The organism is Photobacterium sp. SP02, assembly GCF_038519165.1.
GTDB lineage: Bacteria > Pseudomonadota > Gammaproteobacteria > Enterobacterales > Vibrionaceae > Photobacterium > Photobacterium halotolerans.
The window spans coordinates 34,596-56,706 of the sequence record NZ_JASJOJ010000013.1 but is presented as its reverse complement, the minus strand read 5'-3'; the positions used below and the strand labels follow the sequence as shown (position 1 = coordinate 56,706).

Here is a 22,111-nt window from a genome sequence, read left to right as displayed (position 1 = left end):
ATGAGCGAGTTGACTATCTGGACGTTAGACTGGGTACCTGAAGGCCCACGCGGCTTTGTGCGTGACTTGCGCTTGCGATGGGCATGCGAGGAAGCAGGACTGTCATACAAAGTGCAAACGATCCCCTTTGATGGCCGCGAGACTAATCATCTTGCCCGTCAGCCTTTTGGTCAGGTGCCGTTTTTGAGTGACGGTGAACTGCAGTTATTTGAAAGTGGCGCATGCCTTATGCATATTGCGCAGCAATCTGACAAGCTGATGCCGGGCGATGCTATTGGTCAGGCGCACACGCTGCAATGGGTATTTGCGGCGCTCAATTCTATTGAGATAGTCAGCGTACCCTGGTGGTTTCTGACGATTTCCGGTAATAGCGATAATGAACTGACCGGGTGGGTAGACAAGCGCCTGGCGCAAATTGAAGATGTGCTGAGTAAGCGAGAATGGCTTGCTGGTGATCGGTTCACGGCTGCGGACCTGCTGATGGCTGACGTGCTGCGCATACCGCAAGTACGTGCTGTCAGTAACCGCCCGGCTTCGGAAGCCTACGTGATTCGTTTAACCAGCCGTCCGGCCTTTAAGAAAGCTTATGCGGATCAGATGGCACATTTCGAACTGGCCGACAAGGAGCGGACTTAACCTGCGTTTCGGCTGTGTGTCAGCCCGGATCTGACCGGATCACTCAAAAACACGCTCAAGCCGCATTCTTGTTGCGAGGGAGGGGCCGATAGATCAACCTGGCAGTAATGCCAGGTTTTTGCGTGTTCATTCAACCTAATACGCGTTACAGGCCCAGCCTCAGCAGCACTTCATCGGTCACGTCGTAGAACTCACCGAATCCCATCAGCGAGGTAAACTCATTTTCCAGCGCTCTGGCGCGGTGCATGGCCAGGCGGGACAGCTCTGCCAGCTCCCGGCTGATCAGTGCGGTGGTCGGATCCAGCATAGGTACGGCGGTGATACGTACCGCCAGAAAATGCCCTTGCTCTCTGGCCTGCTGAGCAAAGCGGCGGCGGGTGTCGCCTGTCGGAAAATCACTGAACAGCTTGCTGAGCACTTTGGGCTGACCAAGCGGCTGAGGCAGCACCGCCAGGTACATTTCGTGTACATAGGGTTCACTGACGGTTATCGGGCGCATCGGCTCGCTGAGCAGCGTTTTCACCCTGTTCTGGAAAATGGGTGCCAGATTGATCTGCTTGCCATCGCCCAGCTCCATCATCAGTTTACCCAGCGCCGGCAGCGGCTGGTTAGCGCCCAGTGCGCGCACTTTCACCTGATTCTCAATTTTCTCGCAGAAGAAGGGCAAACAGTTGAGCCGTGTCAGCAACATCTGGTGCATGGCCAGTAGCAGCGGACCGGCAGGCATAATTTCTTCGCTGACAGGCAGTCGTTCTTCGTTGTGTTTGATGAGCCGCCGCAGAAAATGTTCGCTGCGTGTGGCGTCATCACCGCGGCCGGTTTCAAGCTGCACATTACGCCTGTCGGGACTTAAACGGACAACCTGATAAGGAATGCGTTTCAGCGGGGCATCTTTGGCCATTTTCAGCAGTTCATCGAAAGTGACTTTCAGCACATCGCCCCGCTTGGCATCCAGCGGTTCAGTCAGGCGAATGTTCAGGCCGCGGGTGGACACATCAATACTGGATCCGCTGAGAACACTGGCTTCTTTGTCTGCCGCGCCGGGCTGCAACAGGCTGACAGGTGTGCGGAACAGAAAGCGTGATTCGCTGCGCTGCGGCTTGGGATCAAAGTAAATGGCGCGTGAGCCGGAAACGGGATTTCGCGGATGACGGAACGTGTGTAAGTGCTTGCTGGGTAGTGCCGGTTTTTCTGTCAGGCGATAGTCGTGCTGACCATCCTTGTTGGTTAAATTCTGCAGTACCCCGATATGGGTCAGGGTAGAGAGGGTTTCCAGCAGCTCAGGGGCGATTTCCTGCAGCTGGATTTTGTCATCCTGACTAATAGGATACAGCGTCAGGCGAACAACCCGCCAGCTGTCTCTTGTTGCCCCGATTTGCCAGAACAACTGCCGCTCTTCCACGCTCATCTCGGGCAAGGCGGCGGAATAAAAATAGGCTTTTTCTTCGTGCTGATGAGTAAAGCTGTAAATCAGGGTACTGCATTGACTCAGGCCTTTGCGGCCCAGAGTACGGATACGATCTTCCGACAGCAGATGGTTGATCACCGACTGATTACGCTCGTCATGCCAGTGTTCCCAGAGATGGCGGTTATGCTCTGTCAGCAGACAATATTTCAGCTCATTACCGGCAAAAAACAGCGGTATGCTGCTGGTATGCTTGAGGAAGCAGTGCTCATAGCCCCGGGTGCGCGACTGAATGATTTTATCTTCATGGTTCTGGCGCGAGCGGCTGGCCGCTATTTTCTGACGGGCTTCAATCGCATCTTTCAGGGCATCACTGGATTCAATCAGCATCAGGCGCAGCCAGGTATAGCTGTCGTTATCTGCATGAGGTGATACCCCCAGAATCCGGTAACTGATCCCCTGCACCAGCCGTTCGTCTTTGAGTTGCTTGGCCAGTTCGGGGAAAAACGCGGTGACAACCTGCCCGGTATGGTAGCGGAAGGCGGAAGACACCCGAAAGCGTGCGCCGGAAGGCGAAATATCTGATGTGGTGCCGTTCACTTCCTGTGAATAGGGCAGAGTCAGCACAACCGGTGTGGTGATCTGGATACGCTGTTCGCTGCGGCTGAGGTGGTAACCAAAACGCAGCAACTCGGCCCCAAAGGGCAGCGCTTCGGTCGGCTCCTCTGGCAGCGGAGTTTGTGTGTCCTGCTGCTGCATGACCCGGAAGTTATTACGGGTATTCATCAGCGATTCAAACAGGCCGACCCGGTATTGTTCGCCATAGGTTTTGATCCGGCGACGATAGACATTCATCGCCACATCATCCAGCCAGTGCGTCATACCGTGCATGTCGTAGGGGCGACACTCGCCACTGACCTTGCCGCGTAAATCAACGGGCTGGCGGCAGGGGGCCATCAGGCGGTTGATTTCCATTTTGACCTGCAAGCGTACCGGGCCACTGAGATCCGCGGTCAGGTGCTGAAACAAGTCATTAAAATCCCCGCTGTCATAAGCCGGGAGCAGTTGTTCTATCAGTCCTTTGTATTCATCCAGCAACATAGTGGTTTTAGCAATAGGTCTCTATCGGGTATGATCCCTATTGTGCAGTAAAACGAAGAATTGTCATAAGCTTGTAGGCGGAAAGTCAGGCATGACGCATGTCCTGTCTGTTTCTTAGCCACAGATTGGCTGTCGCCTGCACTGAGTGGCCCTTACTGGTCACGGCTTGAAGACTCAAAAGGGATACAATGGCGAAAACCAAAAGAGCTTACGTCTGCAGTGATTGCGGCGCCGATTTTCCACGCTGGCAGGGCCAGTGCAGTGCGTGTGCCGCCTGGAATACCATTACTGAATTTACCATTCCCAAAACCAAATCTGCACTCGGCGGTGCTGGTGGCAGTGCAGCCAGCAGCTATGCCGGTTCGTCGACCAAAGTGCAGACCTTGTCGGATGTCGAAAGTAAAGATCTGCCGCGTTTCAGCTCGGGCATTTCAGAGCTTGATCGCGTGCTGGGCGGCGGTATCGTGCCTGGATCTGTGCTCCTGCTTTGCGGTGATCCAGGCGCCGGTAAATCCACCCTGCTGCTGCAAAGCATCGGGGCGGTCGCGGAATCCCGTCAGGCACTGTATGTCTCGGGTGAGGAGTCCATTCACCAGATTTCACAGCGTGCCAAACGCCTGGCGACGCCGAACATCGATAAAATTCAGGTGGTGGCCGAAACCTCGGTTGAGCAGATCCTCAATCACGTGGTCGAGCAGAAAGTCTCTTTCGTGATCATTGACTCTATCCAGACCATGACGGTGGCGCACAATGAATCGGCGGCGGGCAGCCCGAGCCAGGTCAAAGAATCGGCGGCGGCACTGACCCGTTTTGCCAAGACCGAAGGCGTGACTTTCATGATAGTCGGCCACATCAATAAAGACTCGAATGTGGCCGGTCCGATGCAGCTGATCCACATAGTCGATGGCTTGTTCGCACTCTCGTCGACCTCGGATGAAAAATTCCGGGTATTACGTACCTCGAAGAACCGCTTCGGTGCCGATTCTGAATCCTGTTTCTTTGCCATGACAGAAACCGGCATGAAGCAGGTCAAGAACCCGTCTGCGATATTTCTCAGCCGCTCGAACAAAAACCATGCAGGTTCGGTGTGTACCACGCTCTGGGAAGGCACCCGCCCGCTGCTGGTGGAGATTCAGGCGCTGTGCAATCAGTCAATGACGGAAGTACCGCGCCGCTTGAGTGTGGGGTATGACTCCAACCGGCTGGCGATGTCCATTGCAGTGCTGGCGCGTCATGGCGGCGTGATGCTGTCGGACATGGACATCTTTGTAAACTGTGTCGGCGGGATCCGGATCGAAGAGACTTCTGCGGATTTATCTGTGTTGCTGGCGATATTCTCCAGTTTCAAAAACGCACCGATCCCACAGGATGTACTGGTGTTTGGTGAAATCGGCCTGAACGGTGACATCCGTCCGTCAGCGAACGGGGTCGAACGGATTCGGGAAGCGGCAAAGCAAGGCTTTACCCGTGCGATTATCCCGAAAGCCAATGCAAGTCGCCCGCTTCCCGGCATTGAAATCATGCCGGTTGAAGACTTGCAAGAAGCACTGGCCGCGTTTGAGCGGGTCGCTGTTTAAACCACGAAGGCTTGTTCTTCTCCTGATTCCCCCTGTCTGGCCGGTGGTTGTGTAAGGCGAACACAACCACCGGTTTTCGTTGCCGTTAGTCACGGCTATTAACTCCTGTTCAGGGGAATTAAAGGCTTACCGTTTTAAAGAAAATTCACACTTCAGGTGTTAATTTCACACTGAAAAAAGTGAATTGCCCTTTATCTTTAGTCAATATTTTCAATAGCCTTCCAGTAAAATCTCCTTATTACATAGGAGGTAATACATGGCAATTGAATCATTTCTGAGCTGTTCTCATTTTAAAGATGCACCTAAAGATGTTTTCATGGCATCGCCTTATCAGCGTCCTTGTCGGCCACAAGATGTAAAGGCACTGGATTTATCGAAACCTGTTAACCTTGATAATTACTCGTCAAATGAAAACCTGTTAATTCAACGTGCAATTTTAAATGCGTATGAGTTGGACCTGGTCTTTCTACCTTCCAGTAAAGCTGTAAATTTAAAAGAGTTAAAAACATTCTATAGTGATGAAAACTACAAGAATGCAGCCGCTGTATTACCTTCTTTTGAACATCTTGCTTTTTCATCTCTGGAAAAAAGTATCAATGTATCCGGTCACTGGACTCTGCAAGATTTTATTAAATATACAAAGACAAAAATAAAAGATGTTGCCAATAGTGAGTCAACACTTTACAAGAAAATAACAGGTTCGAAAGATCCTGAGTCAGCGGCTAGGTTTTTCTTTATCCAGTGTGCAGGTGACTTCCTGTCTGAAGCATCGGCTATGGCGCGGAATGTATTAGGAAATTATGGCTCTGCTACGTCTGAGCTATTTAAAGTGCTGATCGATGAATACGGATATGGCGTTCACGAGAAAAAACACTCCAGTATCTTTGAAGGAATGATGAAAGATGTTGGATTAAATGAAATGATTCATTACTACTGGAATTTTTATACACCTGGTAGTTTATCACTCATTAACTACTTTCATTACATTTCTAAAAATCACAGCCGTTTTTTTAAGTATCTTGGTGCGCTTTATTATACCGAAGCGACATTAGCCTTTACCACCAAGAGTCAATCAAAGATTGTTAATGATGTGTTTAAAGGTCGGGTGAGTGCTTTGTATTTTGATGAGCACAGCCATATTGATATTCATCATGGCAGAATGGCGCTAGAGAAAATTATCATTCCTCTGGTTGAATTACACGGCGAACATATAATCCCGGATATTTTGGCAGGATTTGAAGAATTTGCATCTCTACAAGATATAGCTGACGAAGAGTTGTATCGTCATATTGAGGTGCATGACTCGCTTGATGAACTGATAGCAAAAGCGAAAAATTATCACGATTTAAGCGGTGCAATTAAATTTGAAGAAGTACTTGGTGAGGTGTCAGTATCGCATATCCATAACAACGATGAGTTATTCATGGTTGATGACGGGGAGTTAGAGCTTTATTTCTCACCCGATAAAGTGGTACAGATGAAGGCAGGAGATAAGATCATTATTCCATCAGGAATCCTGCACCTGTCGAAAATTACTTCTGAAAAATGTCTTTACTCTGTCAAGCATATTGAGGTGGCGTAAATGACGGTTATATCTTTAGATTCAAAGCAAAATAACAGACTTGCTGTTAATGACCAAAAGTTTTTCATTAAACGTGTTGAGCATGACGGTAAAGTTTGGGTCTTGCCGTCTGAATGCCCGCATCGAGGTGGTCCACTGCACCTTGGTAAACAGTGTGAGAAAACAGGCGCAATAGTTTGCCCTTGGCACGACAATCGAATTAGCATGCATTGTATAAAGAGAAGTTCATTGCCTGCTATATCTAATAAAGATTTAGTTCACGTGGTGTTACCGAATGATAATTACCATATATGGTCGGAAAGTAAATTATAAAGGAATGGGAAATGAATAGTACATTATTAAAGACGTATCTATTGCTTGCATTTTCTGTTTTTCTTGATATGTCAATTCAAATTGTCATGATCTGGAAAATACTTGAAATAACAAGCTCTACTGTTTATATGGGGATGATTGTCAGTATTGGCGCTGTTACGCCTTTTATTCTCAGTAAAATAATTAAAAAGAAAGACATTTTCTACAAGAAATCCACTATCACAACACTCAGGGCTATCTTTTTTGTTTGCATGGCTACCGTCTTGTATTTTGATATCACTGGCTTGATATACATTATCTTTATGATTGCTGTTTTTTCATCATGCAATATGGTTTGCAGTATTAATACCTTTGAGGTGAAAAACTCCAGTTTTGTGAAAAACAAACTGATTGAAGCCTCAAAGGCGTCCAGGGTGCTGCAAACAACCATTCAGTTTGGTGCTTTCTTTGGCGCGCTGTTTGGGGGTTGGTATCTCAAAGCTATGGGGTTTGAAAACTTCATTTATTATATAGCCGTGATGTCCATATTATTATCAGTGTCTTATTTGTTTGTTTCTGATGTTGATAAAGAAGAGACAGAAACTGAAGCAAGCAATCAGCAAGCACTTTCCGGGAAAAGAGAACGCTTTATTATCCAGGTTGCCTTGTCGGTTTTAACCGGTTTGCACATCGGTGCGTTCAACACTTTCGTACCAGTGTACTATCAGCTATTCAGGGAGTGGGGGCCTGATATCCTGGGTTTTGCATCAGGTTTGGCTGGTATAGGCGCATTATGTGCAGCGCTTCTTCCTCAGAATAAACATGTTTATTTGCTCAGTGCGATACTGTTACTGGTAGGGGATATCGGGCTTTTCTTGATGGATATGCCTTATTTATCAGTGCTTTTCTGTTTCTGCATCGGCTATGCGGTGAACTCAGTGAGAATTACATCAAGAACGGAAATATTGAAGTCTGATGCTGTTCAGAGTGATGTCAATAGTGCTATCAGTCATTCTAATTATCTGTTCTATATTGTATCAGGAACCATTCCAATGCTGGTGACTATGGTGTTGACTTACTTTTCATTCTCAAGTCAAGCCTATGGTATATCACTGATACTGGTCGGTATTTTCTCCGCTGTTGTCATCATGCTGTTAACCAGAAGCAAAAAAACAATCACATTGGAAGGTGCATATGAAAAGTAAAGTATTGATAGTAAACCCAGCTTCCAGCGGAAAAATGATCCGACCGAAACTGCAAGCAAACAATATTCAATGCGATGTGTATTTTGATTCAGAGCATGATCCGAAAGGCATGCTGGATACGATTAACATGGAAAACTATGATAATAATGTATCCCATCTTGAAATTGATGCATTGCAGAATGAAAAGTACGATGCGGTTATTGCTGGCTCTGAATTAGGTGTTGAACTGGCAGATAAGCTCGCCAGTGAATTAGGTTTACCGGGAAACTCACCTTTGACGACCGGTCTGCGCCGGAATAAAAATGAAATGCAAGATGCATTGAAAAAACATGGATTAGCCTATATTCAGACATTTCTGGTTGATATGGATGGAAAAGGTCTTAATGAGCTTCATGAAATTAAATGCAAAAAGTATATCATCAAGCCAGTTAACTCTGCAGGTTCTGAAAACGTCTACTTCTGCAATAGCAGAGATGACGTAATTAATAAGATATCTTCCCTGCCTTGGAGGAAAATAAACAGTACAGGAAAAATAAATGATCAGTTTCTTGTTCAGGAGTTTATTGAAGGCGAGGAGTATGTTTTAGATCTGATAGTCAATGGGGACCAAATCGCTTTAGTGGCTATATGTAAATACGTAAAAGGTCAGTCTGGTAATAATCCATTTGTTTATAATCGACTGGAACTATTGGATCCTTATGACGCCGGGTTGGCAACAATTCGTGAATATGCTGTTGCGGCCACCAGAGCACTCGATATTAGGTATGGGCTTGTGCATATGGAACTGATGCTGAGTCCGTCATCAGGCCCGGTCATGATTGAAGCCGCAACACGGATACACGGTGGTGTTGCCCCATCATTATTTGAAAGCTGTTATTCTCCCAGTTTGCTGGATACGATTGCTTCACTGGTGTCAGAACACAGAGTACCGGAACTAGATTCGAAGCTAGTTAAGCAGGGGAGAGTGTATTTTCATGTCAATAAACACGCTGCGAAATTTTCAGGTGTCGATGCCATCAGTGACGGTAAGCTAAAAAGTATTCCATCCTTGATTGATTATTTTGTCACAGTGAAAGAGGGGCAAGAATTACCGGCCACGGAAGATTTGTTCACTTGCCCGTGTCTTGTGTGGTTAGCCAATGATAATGCCTTTGATTTAGAGTCTGATATTCAGGACGTTGAGCATGTTCTTAATGGTGTATTTAATAAGGAGTTGATCAGTGCCTAAGCTAATTATTAAAGACACAGATGAAACGATAGAAGCAGAAACAGGAACCCCTGTTTCAGAATTGTTTGAGTTTGATGGGCTTAGAAGTGTTCCGTTTAATTGTATGCGTGGCATTTGTGGTTCTTGTGCCGTAAAACCGGTCACAAATATAGATCATCTCGGCGATGTACATGAGAATGAGAAAGGCACACTTGAGATTCTGGCTTTGTGTCCGACTGAATACAGGTTACTGTGTCAGTGTACTTTAGTCAGGGATTCTGAGGTTGAGTTAGCTTAAGGTAATTATGAATATATCTACTTTATATAATAACAATGTGAAGTTGTTTGAAACGTTAAACCTGGATTATCGTTCATATAAACATGAGCCTATACTGGATTATGAAACCGATTTGAAAGTTTCTAAAGAGTTAGGCTGGACAGCAGCACCCAGTAAAAGCTTATTTCTGAAACGTAAAAGCGGCGGCTACTGTGTGTTTGTTACCCACAAAGAAAACCGTTTTGATCAGAAGAAGATTCGCGACGTTATTGGTGAGCGGGTGTCTATCTGCAACAATGAAGAGATGGAAACGATTACGGGATGTATTGCTGGTGCGCTCTGTCCTTTTGTTTTAGATACATCGATCCCGATTATTTTAGATGTATCTTTATTGGATCATAAAGAAGTGATGTTTACTCCAGCAGATCCCAGTTATACCTTCATTGTTGAGTCAGATTCGCTGGTCAATGTGTTTGAAAGCCTGAACAATGAAATGTATTTTTACGCTAATTAAAGCTAATTAAAATAGGGGGCTGTTAAGCCCCTTATTCATGTTTAATGTCTAACACTGGAAGAATATGGATGGATTCAATACCGCCTATATCTATGATGAATTTTTTAATTTCATACAGTAACGGAAGTCGGGTGCTGTTGACCCTTATCAGGCAGTCGAACTCACCGTATATAGATTCGAATTGAAAATCATAACCGGCACTTTTGAGGTGTTTGAAAATCTGTTTACAGTCTACGCTTCCGGATTTGATCAACAGGTAAGAATGGATATCATCAGAAGGGGATAAGCGCTGATCAAAGCAAGTACTGATTGTGAAGCCTGTTATGACGTTCTCCTGTATGAGCGATTGTATTCTTTTATCAACGGCACTGCGTGAGAGATTGACCTGTTCTGCAATTTTTTGGATGCTCTCTCTTGAGTTATTTCTCAATAACTCAATGATTTTCATGTCCACTTTATCTAAATTCATGATGGTTACTAACTAGCCTAGCCTGGTGAATTTTTGATTCAAAAGAAACAGAAAGTGTTTTTAGTTATATTCTGTTTTGATATCGGTTCTTTCTCTGCTTTGTTTGACAAGCAACCGCATACTTACCATACACCTCAGGTATCTTGTCAATATGAACATTAACGATTATGTGAATAACGTGATAGGAAATGATCTCAGTAGAGAAATGACTGAAACGGCAGGGCGCTGTCGTGAGAGTGGTTAGGGTCACCTGAAGCCGTAACACATGCGAAACTGGCCCTGAAAAGCAAAATTGTGTCCTGTCTGCATCAAGGCACTTCGCTGGCGCGCTCGCCGGGCAGCACAGGTGAAACGTTGTGGGTTTCAGTCAGCAAGATCGGCAAGGAGTTCCAGTTCACGATAAAGCAGCTCATCGTCCCCCACATTAAGTTCAATCAGGCGGCGCAGGTGAGAAATGCTGTCGATATCAATATTCACTATTTTCATCCGCAAACAGTCGCTGTCATGGGCGACCAGTTCAGTGACCATCGTCATATGAATATCTGTGTCATGCAGGGTGACATCGACTTCAAACGGGGCATTGTCATCCGGCTGCCAGTGTTCAGGCATGCTGAGCAGAATACCATGCAGCGAGATATCCCGAACATCAGCAGGCCAGTGTGACTGGGCCTGACGTATCATCGCCGGGGCCTGATAAACAATACGGATAAACTGGCGTCTTTCGTTCATAGTCTGTGATTACCTGTATGAGCCTATATTGTCGAGTTTAGGGGCTGCTGGCTTTTTTTGGTTCTGTTTTTTCTATGTTGACGCGATATCTGTTTGCAGCGCTGCAGCTCAGCTGAGGAATCGAGTGGCGATTCATCCTGTGCTGAAACAACCTTGAACCTGATTAAACAGGCGACTTTGATGATTTGCTTATTAAGTAATCACGCAATAAAAAAGGCTGCCAAAATAGCAGCCTGAGTTCAGTGATTGCACATCTGTCCGGAGACGGTTATTTGGCAATACGTTTGTACTTAATACGGTGCGGCTCTGCAGCCTGCGCGCCCAGCGTTTTCTTCAGCCAGTCGGTATACTCGCTATAGTTACCTTCGAAGAAATTCACCTGGCCTTCGTCGCGGTAGTCCAGAATGTGGGTCGCGATACGGTCCAGGAACCAGCGGTCGTGCGAGATCACCATGGCGCAGCCAGGGAACTCCAGCAGGGCTTCTTCCAGTGCACGCAGTGTTTCTACGTCCAGGTCGTTGGTGGGTTCATCGAGCAGCAGTACGTTGCCGCCGGCTTTCAGCAGTTTCGCCAGGTGGACACGGTTACGTTCACCACCAGACAGCTCGCCAATGCGTTTTTGCTGGTCGCTGCCCCTGAAGTTAAAGCGGGACACGTAAGCACGCGACTGAATCTCGAAGTTGTTGATGCGAATCACATCATTGCCTTCAGAGATTTCCTGATACACAGTATTGTTATCATCCATGCTGTCGCGGAACTGCTCAACAGAGGCCAGTTTGACTGTGTCGCCCAGCTCGATAGTCCCTGCGTCCTGCTGCTCAGAGCCGCTCAGCATCTTAAACAGGGTCGACTTACCGGCACCGTTCGCACCTATGATGCCCACGATGGCACCTTTAGGCATGCTGAAAGACAGGTTGTCGATCAGAACACGGTCACCAAAAGATTTGGTCAGGCCGTTGACTTCGATCACCTTGTCGCCCAAACGATCACCCGGCGGGATGAAGAGTTCGTTGGTTTCGTTACGTTTCTGATGATCTGAGGTATTCAGCTCTTCAAAACGGGCCATACGAGCTTTGGATTTGGCCTGACGACCTTTCGGGTTCTGGCGTACCCACTCCAGCTCTTTCTCTATGGTTTTCTGGCGCGCTTTCTCCTGAGAGGCTTCCTGCTTCAGGCGGGCGTCTTTCTGCTCCAGCCAGGAGGTATAGTTGCCCTGCCATGGAATGCCTTCACCACGGTCCAGTTCCAGAATCCAGCCGGCGGCGTTATCCAGGAAGTAACGGTCGTGCGTGATCGCCACCACGGTACCGGTGTAATCAACTAAGAAACGCTCCAGCCAGCCCACGGATTCGGCATCCAGGTGGTTGGTGGGTTCGTCGAGCAGCAGCATGTCCGGCTGTTCCAGCAGCAGGCGGCAGATAGCCACACGGCGGCGTTCACCACCCGACAGCAGCTTGATCTGCGCGTCCCACTCCGGCAAGCGCAGCGCATCGGCAGCACGCTCCAGCGTGTTGTCCAGATTATGGCCGTCTTTGGCCTGAATCAGCGATTCCAGCTCACCCTGCTCTTTAGCAAGGGCATCGAAATCCGCATCCGGTTCGGCGTAAGCGGCATACACAGCATCCAGGCGGGTCAGGGCGTTTTTCACATCGGAAACGGCCTCTTCGACCACTTCACGTACTGTCTTGCTTTCGTCCAGTACCGGTTCCTGCGGCAGATAGCCGACATTCAGGCCGGGTTGCGGGCGGGCTTCCCCTTCGATATCGGTATCGATACCTGCCATGATACGCAGCAGAGTGGATTTACCGGAACCGTTCAGGCCCAGTACACCGATTTTGGCGCCAGGGAAGAAACTTAATGAAATATCTTTCAGAATCTGTCGCTTAGGTGGCACAACTTTGCTCACTCGCGACATGGTATAGACGTATTCAGCCATTTCCGTAGGTCATCTCTAATGATTGGAGAAAGGGGTATTTTAACCATTCTGGCCCTAAGTTTAACAGCAATGTCTCACAATGACGGTTAAGATGAATACATGCCCCTGTAAGCAGGTTTTCGTTATTGACCTGAGCCTGACTCTGGGCTGACGTTGATGAGGGGATGGGACGCTAGGATACAGTGTTAATTAAACGTGCTGATTTTTAATCTGAGTGAAGCTGGAGCTGGAAAAAGTATATATGCAGTCTGAAGCCGTTATGCACCGTTGTAGCCGTTGGATGCTGGGCCTGGGGGTATGGGTGCTGTTGGGAGGAAGCGTGGCACAGGCCGCCTCGCTTGAAGAGCAGAGAGAATGGTATGAAGCCGCTAAGGATGCGCTGGAACGCAAGGACCAGTCGGCTTATCAGCGTTATCGCACCAGGCTCAATGACTATCCGCTGACCCCTTATCTCGACTATCGCCAGTTTCAGGACAATCTGGATAAGCGCTCCCCTGCCGAAGTGAGTGCATTCATCAAAAATTTTCAGGATCTGCCTTTCACTATCAAGCTGGGGTATGCCTATCAGGATGTGCTGGCAGAGGCCAGGCGCTGGCAGGATCTGGTGACCTTTCAGACTGAACCGCCATACAGAGAAAGTTATCAGTGCCAGTATTATCTGGCGCTCAGCAAAGTGGGCCGCAAGGATGAAGCCTGGCAGGGCGCGCAGTCACTCTGGCTGACAGGTCAGTCTCTCGACGATGATTGCGATCCCATGCTGGATGCCTGGCAACAAGCCGGAAAACGTACCAATCAGCTGATTCTGGATCGTATGCTGCTGGTGTTTGAAGCCGGCAATCAGGGGCTGCTCAAATATCTCGACAAGCAACTGACAGGCAGCGCCAGAAAAGTGGGGGACACTCTCCTTTCATTGTTTGCCAAACCGCAAGGTGTGGCGGACTTCGCCAAAAAAAGCAAAGTGACCGACTATAACCGGCAATTGACGCTCGCGGCCTATAAGCGCTTGGCGCGCGTGGATACCAAAGAAGCCCTGAGCCAGTTAGAGCGGGTGGCGGACGGGCAAAAGCTCAATACAGCGCAGAAGCAGTCACTGGCGGATTATACGGCGTCACGGCTGATGGATGCCGAAGAGGCCGATCTTGTTCGCTGGCGTGATGCCATGCTGCGCAAAAGCAGTGATGATGATTTGATTGGACGGCGCATCCGTCTTGCCCTTCGTGAAGGCAACTGGACCGAAGCGCAGGCATGGATCCCTCAGTTATCGGCCGAAGAACAGAACTCGCTGCGGTGGAAATTCTGGCAGGCGCATCTGCTGGCCAAAACCGATCCTGTGGTTGCCAAGCCGAAATATCAGGCATTGCTGGGCGAGCGGAACTTTTACAGTGTTGCTGCCGCCACTGTGCTGGGTGAAGAGATCGATTTTCCGGTGGAATCCCTGAGTGAGACAGAGCAGGATGTGACCCCTTATCTGCCGGCGTTAAAGCGGATTGAAGAAATGATTGCCCAGGATAAGGTGTTTGATGCCAACCTGGAGTGGTGGTATCTGATGAAAGATCTCGATCCGAAAGCCATCTGGCCGCTGGCAGGCTACGCAGGTAAGCAGAACTGGCACCATCTGACGGTGCAGGCCACCATATATGGCCGGATGTGGGAGCACCTGTCGTTACGTTTCCCGCTGGCCTTTGCCGAGACATTCAAGTCATTCGGCCAGCAGCGTGAGCTCTCTGTGACCACTATGATGGCACTGGCGCGTCAGGAAAGTGCGCTGAATCCGCAGGCAATGTCGCCGGTAGGCGCCCGCGGACTGATGCAACTGATGCCTGCCACAGCCAGAGAAACCGCGGGTAAGCTGAACTATACATATGCGGGCAGCAGCAGTCTGTTTGAGCCAGAGGTCAATATCCGGCTGGGCAGCGGTTACCTGAAAATGATGCTGGAGCGTTACGACAACAACCGGATCTTTGCTTTCTCGGCGTACAACGCCGGTCCGGGCAGAGTCATCAGCTGGCGGAAAATCAGTGATGGCAAACTTGATGCTTTTGCCTTTATGGAAACCATTCCTTTCGGTGAGACACGCGGTTATGTTCAGAATGTGCTGATGTTTGAAGTCTACTACGACAAGCTGACCAGTCAGCCGGTCCAGTTGCTGACCACAGAGGAACTGAACGCTAAGTATTGAGACAAACTGCTGCTATAGGTTTGGTGGAAGGCTGTGGTTCAGGGTAGAATCCGGACAGAATTAATACGCCTGTGTGGGTTACTAACGGCTAGCGCAGGCAATTTTTGAGGAAAACCATGTCAACCAAAGCCGATACGCCGGACTTTTCTGACTGGCAGCAAATAGTCTCTCTGTTTCGTCAGGCCTCTGCTGAAGGCAAAGATGAATTACTCCTTCGCCTGCTGTTAACCCCGGATGAGCGTGAATCGCTGATCGCCCGGGTGAATATCTTCCACGAACTGCTGAATGGTGAGCGTAGCCAGCGTAAAATCAGCGAGTTGCTGGGCGTTGGCGTGGCGACCATCACGCGTGGCTCCAACGAACTGAAACACCATGATGCGGAGATCCGCGACTGGTTAGCTGAATTCCTGTTGAAACAGCAGCCGAAAGGCTGAAGTACCTTGTCACCCCCTCCTGACCTCCCCCTTGAAAAGGGGGAGGGATTATACAGAGCTCACTGAAACCACGAAGATTCCCTCCCCTTGAAAAGGGGGAGGGATTATACAGAACTCACTGAAACCATGAAGATTCCCTCCCCTTGGCAAGGGGAGGGTTAGGGTGGGGTTCGTCAAGCGTTCACGGACTTTGCGTCAGTACCTTGTCACCCCCTCCTGGCCTCCCCTTTGAAAAGGGGGAGGGATCGTACAGAGCTCACTGAAACCACGAAGGTTCCCTCCCCTTGGCAAGGGGAGGGTTAGGGTGGGGTTCGTGACTTGAGCACAGATGCTGAGTCAGTGTCCAGTAACCCCCTCCTAGCCTCCCCCTTGAAAAGGGGGAGGGACAGTACAGAGATTGCTGAAACCACGGATATTCTCTTCCCTTAGTCAATCCTCAGAGCGAGAGCGACATTACTTTTGTACGAACTCAGTGCCTGTCTGATCGTACAGTCCCGGGTTCATAAAAGGGATCAGGGCCAGTATCAGAGCCTGCTGATACACACTGCTGCGGCTGAGCTTGTGCTCAGTGAGCATAGCAATGGCGCCCCCTTGTTGTTTCACATTCTGCTGCTGAAACATATCATCCATCACATCCCCCAGTTCTTCTCCGTCATGCAGACGGGCCAGCGCTTTGGGCGGCAGAGGCAGCGAGGCAGAACGGGATTCACCCCGCTGATTGCCGTTATCTATCACCATCCAGGCAAACGTCGCACAGCCATCAAGCCCGGCTTCCAGACTGACGTAATAATCCGCGCCAGGCTGCAGTTCCCGGGCATGTACAACCCGGTTACGGGCACCGGTCAGGGTTTCTTCGGCACACATAGGCTGTGCTCTTACGCCGCTCTCCACTGCCACACCGCTAATTTGCAGGGCTTGCGCCGGGAAGGCCTGGTGGAAGGCGTTTTCTACCGCCCGGATTTTGGCCGGGTTTGTCGAGGCGACAATAATGCGAATCTGGCGCTCTGGTGCTGGATTGGTGGTGTGCATGATGGGCTCCTTCAGTTCACGTCGTTATTGTACGCATTGGAAGGGCGCTGTCACCCCTGACCGGCATCTGCAAGAGCATGAGCAAATCAGGGGGGAGGCGGCAGGATAACCAGCGGGGCAATCAGAGGCGGTCGAATGACCAATCGGACTGAATAATGTAACCGTGGATCTTGAACTCGTCGTGGTTGACAAACAGGTTCGGAAAATCCGGCTGGGAAGTGGAAAACACCACGCCATCTGCCAGTTGTGTCATGTGGTAGAAATCGGGCTCGCTGCCACGCACCGACGCAAAAACCGGCTGTTTAGGACGATAAGGGGCTTTACGTGTGGCCAGCGCATAGCTGCCCAGCGGCGCACACTGAGCGATGTTTTCGTTATCTACCAGCAGGCCAAGGCAGTCATCGCGATCTAAATGATGCGGGATCGCCCGCTTGCTCAGCACGTCGACTTTGCCGCCATCGCGATAGGACAGATAGTCTTTGCGATGAATAATCGGAATGTAAGTCGATGTCGTGTTGTGCCCCGTTTCGTGGCTGATGGCCGTTGTTGCCTGAGTACCTGAATCAATCTGTCCGGTCAGCAAGTAGCTGATGGAGGTGTTCAGGGTTTCAGCAATTCTTTCCAGCTCACGTACTTCAATGCCGTATTTGCCTGACAGCTTACGGCTCATGGTGCCTTGTTGTAAGCCCAGAGTTTCACCCAGTTGTTTCTGGCTAATCCCCTGAATCTTGGCCAGGCGCTTAATCCGCTCTAAATATTCCATAAGAATGGCTTCCCGCTCGCAGTAAAAAAAGAATGCGAAAGGCATTCGCAAAAGTCATAAATTATTTTACTGATATCCTTGTCTAAAGATTTTACTCAAGCTGAAAAGTGCGATGGATTTCGTTAAAGGAATATACATTTGCACTCGGTTGGGTAAAAAAAGGGACAATTTTTTTTCAGTAAAATAAGCCAGTAAGAAAAAACAACGCCAGCTGCTGACAAAAATAACATATCAGTTCCGACCAAGAAATAAGGAAACTGCATGGTAAAGGCGGTTTTATGCCTATTTTATGATATGCAACCCAAGGTTTAGCAGGATTTCTTAAAAACCTGCTGAATGACAGAAAGGCCTGCAGATTCAGTCCGTAAATGAAATCGATTTCATTCTCAGTGTGAATATGTGTCGGTTATCAATAAATACAGTGCATATTATGCCAATTTGGAATATTCGATAGATTCCGTCCGCCACCCCGGCAAGGAATCAGTAAAGAGCAAGGACTGCCGGAATGGACTTTTCCTTAACCGCTGAACGCTTTCATTTAAATCTGTGTGTGGCGTTTCACCCTAATTGGGCAGTAAAAAGGTGTACAAGTTGCACCATTATGGGTCGAACGGAACGGTATTGGTGCGCAAGGCTCGGGTGTTACGGACGTACAGCTGAACACACTATTTTTTGTTATTGATTTTCAATCACTTAGTTTTACTGGCGAATTTAGCAGTTAGTGAATCAAATTGGAACAGTTATTGCTTGCCCCTTAATCATGATTGATTCGCCCTAATTTGGGGCTTGTGGTTAATTTTTGTACATATTTTGTGCGCGACTTAGGGAAGAGTTCAATGACTGAATCTATGACACAGGTAACGGGGGCCGTGCAGGCCCTCACGCAAAGTGCGGACACTTTGTTTCTGTTGCTCGGTGCCATCATGGTATTTCTGATGCATGCCGGTTTTGCATTTCTGGAAGTGGGCACGGTACGGCAGAAAAACCAGGTCAATGCGCTGGTGAAGATATTGGCTGATTTTGGCGTCTCAACCATCGCTTATTTCTTTATCGGCTACTGGCTGGCCTATGGCGTCACCTTTTTTGCCGATGCTGAAACCTTATCGGCCGGCAATGGCTTCGCCTTAGTCAAGTTCTTCTTCCTGCTGACCTTTGCGGCAGCGATCCCGGCGATAGTCTCCGGCGGTATTGCAGAGCGGGCCCGCTTCAACCCTGTGCTGATTTCGACCTTCTTTATTGTGGGCCTGGTGTACCCCTTGTTTGAAGGCATGATCTGGAACGGCAACTTTGGCCTCCAGGCGTGGTTTGAAGGTCAGTTTGGTGCCGCTTTCCATGATTTTGCCGGTTCTGTTGTGGTTCATGCGGTCGGCGGCTGGATTGCGCTGGTGGCGGTAATGCTGCTGGGGATGCGCAAAGGGCGTATCCGGGCAGGCAAACACACCAACTTCGCGCCTTCTAACATTCCGTTTCTGGCGTTGGGGGCGTGGATCTTAAGTGTCGGCTGGTTCGGCTTTAACGTGATGTCGGCACAGTCGATCAACGGTGTCAGCGGACTGGTTGCCATCAACTCTCTGATGGCGATGGCTGGCGGGATTCTGGCCGCCGTGGTGCTGGGGAAAAATGACCCCGGTTTCATCCATAACGGCCCGCTGGCTGGTCTGGTGGCTGTGTGCGCCGGTTCGGATCTGATGCATCCGTTGGGGGCGCTGATCACCGGCATCGTGGCGGCTGCGATCTTTGTCTGGCTGTTCACTTACCTGCAAAATCACACCAAAATTGATGATGTGCTCGGTGTCTGGCCGCTGCATGGCGTGTGCGGAGCCTGGGGCGGCATTGCGGCCGGCATCTTTGGCCTGCAGTCGTTAGGCGGGTTAGGCGGCGTCAGTTTCGTGGTGCAATTGCTGGGCACTGTGATAGGCATCGCGATTGCACTGGCAGGTTCGTTTATCGTTTATGGTCTGGTGGATAAGCTGTCGGGCCTGCGCCTGAGCGAAGAAGATGAGTTCAACGGCGCCGATCTGGCAATCCACAAGATCAGTGCCACTAATCTGGAATAAAACGGGTTCAATCCGTGAATTTTCGAATGCCGCCTGGTGCGGCATTTTTTATGCGAGGTATTCAATGCGTGAGTGAAGGAAAAACCGTTAACTGTCACTCTGGTGTTGGTCACAGTTAACGGCCCGGATTTCTTACTCTTATGACGACGCAACTCGCTGCTATTACATAAGCTCAGTCTGTGTTCCTGTGCTGGGTTTAAAGCATGCAGCAACGAATATGGCAAGGTCAGTGGCATCGACTTATCGCAGCCGCCTTGAGCGGCCTTTTTGTCATCCTGATTCAGGGGCTGCTGAGTGCCAGTGTGGCAAGCGCAGAAGCCCCTGAACTGAAAGCGCTGCACCAAAAAGAGCCCTATGTCAGCTGGGATCGCACCGCGTCAGAAGCACGAGTGCTGTTGCAGGAAAAAACCGCAGATACCACTCAACTAGAGCGCATTCGCGCAACCCTGGCAGAACAGCGGGGTGAAGCTTATCAGATATCACAAGACAAATCGGTGGATGTACGCTGGCTGGAAGCGCAAATTAAATCCCTTGGTCCGGAACCGAAAGAAGGGGAAAGCGAACCCGAGGTCATTAGCAGTCGTCGTGCCGAGCTGGAAAATGAACTGGCCATAGTCAGTGCACCGATTTTTCTTGCCGATGCAGCGTATGAGCGGGCTAACCTCCTGGTGGGTGAAGTCGACAAGGTGATCCGCCAGAACCTGTCTGAAAAATTGCTCAATAAAAGCCCGACCCCGTTATGGCCAGGGCGTTGGGGAGACGCGCTGAGCGAACTGAAACAGTATGCCGGCGTGTTAGGACAGCAGTTTCACGCCGTCAGGCAAGATCCGCAACAAGCCCGAGATATGAGTGCATCCATTACCCCGTTTCTGGTGTTCATGGTGTTGGCTCTGCTGACCATGCTGCTGATACAGCCTTGGGTGATCAACCGGCTGGACAGGTTTAGCCATAACCTGACCAAGAAAAGCCAGATTCTGATCTGCAATGTATTCTCAACATTACTGAGGCTGTTCTTTCCTTTGCTCACCGCGTTCCTGTTAGTGGTGGCAATCGGCCAGCTGAAGTTGCCTTTACCGGCTGTGAAAGCAACGATCAGCGCGCTGGCGGGCGCGGCTGTGTATATTGTTGTCAGCCATTGGCTGGGGTTTCTGATATTCCGCCCCAAGGCAGCAGAGCAGCGAATTATCCATCTTGATGACGCTTCAGCCCGGCGTGGCATGCGGATCTGCCAGCTGCTCGGGGTTTTTCTCGGTCTGATTATCCTTTTGACGGCAGTCAAAACGGATCATGCCTTTTCAGCGGCCAGTTCAGCATTTTTGACCTTGCCTATAATCGTGTTCGGCAGCTGGTTAATGTGGCAACTGGCGAAAGTATTAAGCAAGGCCGCCAAGAAAGCCGATGAGACCGATGAGCAAAGCGAGCAGGCCAACCATGTCAGTCGTGGCGCACTTAACGCGCTGGTCTGGCTGATGAAGGCGTCCAGTATTCTCAGTGTCGTCTTTGTCTGCGTGGGCTACGACAGCCTGGCGCGGCAGGCCATCATACCTATGGTGATGTCCATTGCGCTGATTGCTTTTGCCATGGTCATTTACTACGGCCTGCTGAATGTCATTACCCGGATCCTGGGAGGTGACAATGAGCAAGACACAGAAGTGAGTGTCAGCGAGGGGCTGTTACCCATAGTGCTGATTGTCATTATGTTCATGCTGTTTGCTCCAATGCTGGCACTCACATGGGGCGCCCGGCTCACCGATATCGCAGAAATCTGGCGGCTGTTATCCGATGGCGTTGAGCTGGGAGATGTCCGCATTTCTCTGGACGTTATTATAATGTTTCTGGTGGTGGTGTTTGCCGGTGTGCTGCTCACGCGATGGATTCAGCACGTCATGCGTCATTCCGTGCTGCCAAAAACCAAGACCGATCCCGGTGCGCAAACGGCCATTGTGACAGGCCTGGGTTATGTGGGTTATACCTTGGCCATCATTATTGCCGTGTCAGCGGCGGGTCTGAATTTATCCAGCCTGGCAGTGGTGGCTGGGGCATTGTCGGTCGGTATCGGTTTTGGCTTGCAGACCATAGTGTCGAATTTTGTGTCCGGCATTATTCTGCTGATCGAGCGGCCGATCAAAGAGGGAGACTGGATTGAAGTGTCCGGTTATTCGGGCTTTGTCCGTAAGATAGCCGTCCGATCAACGCGAATCGAAACCTTTGATCTGCAGGATGTGGTGGTGCCCAACTCGGATCTGATCGCCGGTATCGTGAAAAATATGACCCTGCGATCCGACCATGGCCGGCTGATAGTCCCGGTTGGTGTGGCCTACGGCAGCGATCTCAATATCGTCAAGCAAGTGTTGATGGCTGCGGCCAAAAAGCATGGCATGATCCTCAGTTATCCCGAACCTACCGTTGTCTTCACCGAGATGGCCGACAGCGCTTTGCTGTTCGAGCTTCGCTGCTTTGTCCGCGACATCAAACTGTACATGATTATCAAATCCGAACTTTTGTTCGACATTTATCAAGCGCTGACTGATCAGGGCGTCAGTATCCCATTCCCACAACGTGATGTGAGTATCAAAGGGCTGGAAAAGTTACTGAAGGCATGGGAAGAGAGAAAAGCGCAATCGGGTGACTGAGCGATGAGCCTCGCGCGTTGCACCGAAGATCTGAATGCATTTGCCTAACAAAGGATTGTATGACGATAGCGCAATCATAATAATGAC

At 49.5% G+C, this 22,111-nt stretch carries 18 protein-coding genes; 12 read left to right on the top strand and 6 right to left on the bottom strand.

What is annotated here, in order from left to right:
• On the top strand, positions 1 to 636 hold the full coding sequence (locus P0Y67_RS08145) for a glutathione S-transferase family protein (RefSeq protein WP_342391491.1): 636 nt from the start codon (positions 1 to 3) through the stop codon (positions 634 to 636).
• Between the two features lie 145 nt (positions 637 to 781).
• On the opposite strand, the gene P0Y67_RS08140 is transcribed toward P0Y67_RS08145, so the two are convergent.
• On the bottom strand, positions 782 to 3,142 hold the full coding sequence (locus tag P0Y67_RS08140) for a PilZ domain-containing protein (RefSeq protein WP_342391490.1): 2,361 nt from the start codon (positions 3,140 to 3,142) through the stop codon (positions 782 to 784).
• Between the two features lie 188 nt (positions 3,143 to 3,330).
• Between P0Y67_RS08140 and radA the strand changes: the two genes are divergently transcribed.
• The 7 genes from radA (at position 3,331) to P0Y67_RS08110 (ending at position 9,795) form a co-directional block, all read left to right on the top strand.
• Entirely contained in the window at positions 3,331 to 4,719 is a 1,389-nt protein-coding gene (radA, locus tag P0Y67_RS08135; RefSeq protein ID WP_342391489.1) for a DNA repair protein RadA, read from the top strand.
• Between the two features lie 256 nt (positions 4,720 to 4,975).
• Positions 4,976 to 6,301 (top strand): iron-containing redox enzyme family protein, encoded by a 1,326-nt coding sequence (locus tag P0Y67_RS08130; protein ID WP_342391488.1) that lies wholly within the window; start codon positions 4,976 to 4,978, stop codon positions 6,299 to 6,301.
• Positions 6,302 to 6,613 (top strand): Rieske 2Fe-2S domain-containing protein, encoded by a 312-nt coding sequence (locus tag P0Y67_RS23010; protein WP_442956992.1) that lies wholly within the window; start codon positions 6,302 to 6,304, stop codon positions 6,611 to 6,613.
• 11 nt (positions 6,614 to 6,624) lie between these two features.
• Positions 6,625 to 7,797, top strand: coding sequence for an MFS transporter (locus P0Y67_RS08125; protein ID WP_342391487.1), 1,173 nt, complete (start codon positions 6,625 to 6,627; stop codon positions 7,795 to 7,797).
• The gene (locus P0Y67_RS08120) at positions 7,787 to 9,025 is read left to right on the top strand and encodes an ATP-grasp domain-containing protein (RefSeq protein ID WP_342391486.1); all 1,239 of its coding nucleotides are present in this window, start codon (positions 7,787 to 7,789) and stop codon (positions 9,023 to 9,025) included. The genes P0Y67_RS08125 and P0Y67_RS08120 overlap by 11 nt, the downstream gene beginning before the upstream one ends.
• Positions 9,018 to 9,302: a 2Fe-2S iron-sulfur cluster-binding protein gene (locus tag P0Y67_RS08115; RefSeq protein WP_120511573.1), complete on the top strand. Its 285-nt coding sequence runs from the start codon at positions 9,018 to 9,020 to the stop codon at positions 9,300 to 9,302. Before P0Y67_RS08120 ends, P0Y67_RS08115 begins: the two co-directional genes overlap by 8 nt.
• Before the next feature lie 7 nt (positions 9,303 to 9,309).
• Positions 9,310 to 9,795 carry a YbaK/EbsC family protein gene (locus P0Y67_RS08110; RefSeq protein WP_342391485.1) on the top strand — a complete coding sequence of 162 codons (486 nt, stop codon included), beginning with the start codon at positions 9,310 to 9,312 and terminating at the stop codon, positions 9,793 to 9,795.
• Positions 9,796 to 9,826: 31 nt separating this feature from the next.
• On the opposite strand, the gene P0Y67_RS08105 is transcribed toward P0Y67_RS08110, so the two are convergent.
• From P0Y67_RS08105 to ettA, 3 genes are all read right to left on the bottom strand, one after another.
• A complete protein-coding gene (locus tag P0Y67_RS08105) occupies positions 9,827 to 10,264 on the bottom strand; it encodes an Lrp/AsnC family transcriptional regulator (protein ID WP_342391484.1) in 438 nt (145 codons plus the stop codon).
• 363 nt (positions 10,265 to 10,627) lie between these two features.
• Positions 10,628 to 10,993: a PilZ domain-containing protein gene (locus P0Y67_RS08100; RefSeq protein ID WP_342391483.1), complete on the bottom strand. Its 366-nt coding sequence runs from the start codon at positions 10,991 to 10,993 to the stop codon at positions 10,628 to 10,630.
• Positions 10,994 to 11,261: 268 nt separating this feature from the next.
• A complete protein-coding gene (gene ettA / locus P0Y67_RS08095) occupies positions 11,262 to 12,929 on the bottom strand; it encodes an energy-dependent translational throttle protein EttA (RefSeq protein ID WP_342391482.1) in 1,668 nt (555 codons plus the stop codon).
• Positions 12,930 to 13,170: 241 nt separating this feature from the next.
• Here ettA and sltY point away from each other — a divergent pair, with 241 nt between their 5' ends.
• Positions 13,171 to 15,108: a murein transglycosylase gene (gene sltY, locus P0Y67_RS08090; protein ID WP_342391481.1), complete on the top strand. Its 1,938-nt coding sequence runs from the start codon at positions 13,171 to 13,173 to the stop codon at positions 15,106 to 15,108.
• A 116-nt stretch (positions 15,109 to 15,224) separates the two neighbouring features.
• On the top strand, positions 15,225 to 15,542 hold the full coding sequence (trpR, locus tag P0Y67_RS08085; RefSeq protein WP_337114210.1) for a trp operon repressor: 318 nt from the start codon (positions 15,225 to 15,227) through the stop codon (positions 15,540 to 15,542).
• 453 nt (positions 15,543 to 15,995) lie between these two features.
• Here trpR and yjjX read toward each other — a convergent pair whose 3' ends face one another.
• On the bottom strand, positions 15,996 to 16,571 hold the full coding sequence (gene yjjX / locus P0Y67_RS08080; protein ID WP_342391480.1) for an inosine/xanthosine triphosphatase: 576 nt from the start codon (positions 16,569 to 16,571) through the stop codon (positions 15,996 to 15,998).
• A gap of 121 nt (positions 16,572 to 16,692) precedes the next feature.
• Positions 16,693 to 17,334: a helix-turn-helix domain-containing protein gene (locus P0Y67_RS08075; protein ID WP_027253022.1), complete on the bottom strand. Its 642-nt coding sequence runs from the start codon at positions 17,332 to 17,334 to the stop codon at positions 16,693 to 16,695.
• Positions 17,335 to 18,170: 836 nt separating this feature from the next.
• On the opposite strand from P0Y67_RS08075, the gene P0Y67_RS08070 reads away from it, so the two are divergent.
• Together P0Y67_RS08070 and P0Y67_RS08065 are read left to right on the top strand one after the other, a co-directional pair.
• Positions 18,171 to 19,391 (top strand): ammonium transporter, encoded by a 1,221-nt coding sequence (locus P0Y67_RS08070; protein ID WP_342391479.1) that lies wholly within the window; start codon positions 18,171 to 18,173, stop codon positions 19,389 to 19,391.
• A 203-nt stretch (positions 19,392 to 19,594) separates the two neighbouring features.
• The gene (locus tag P0Y67_RS08065; protein ID WP_342391478.1) at positions 19,595 to 22,024 is read left to right on the top strand and encodes a DUF3772 domain-containing protein; all 2,430 of its coding nucleotides are present in this window, start codon (positions 19,595 to 19,597) and stop codon (positions 22,022 to 22,024) included.
• Positions 22,025 to 22,111: the final 87 nt, after the last annotated feature.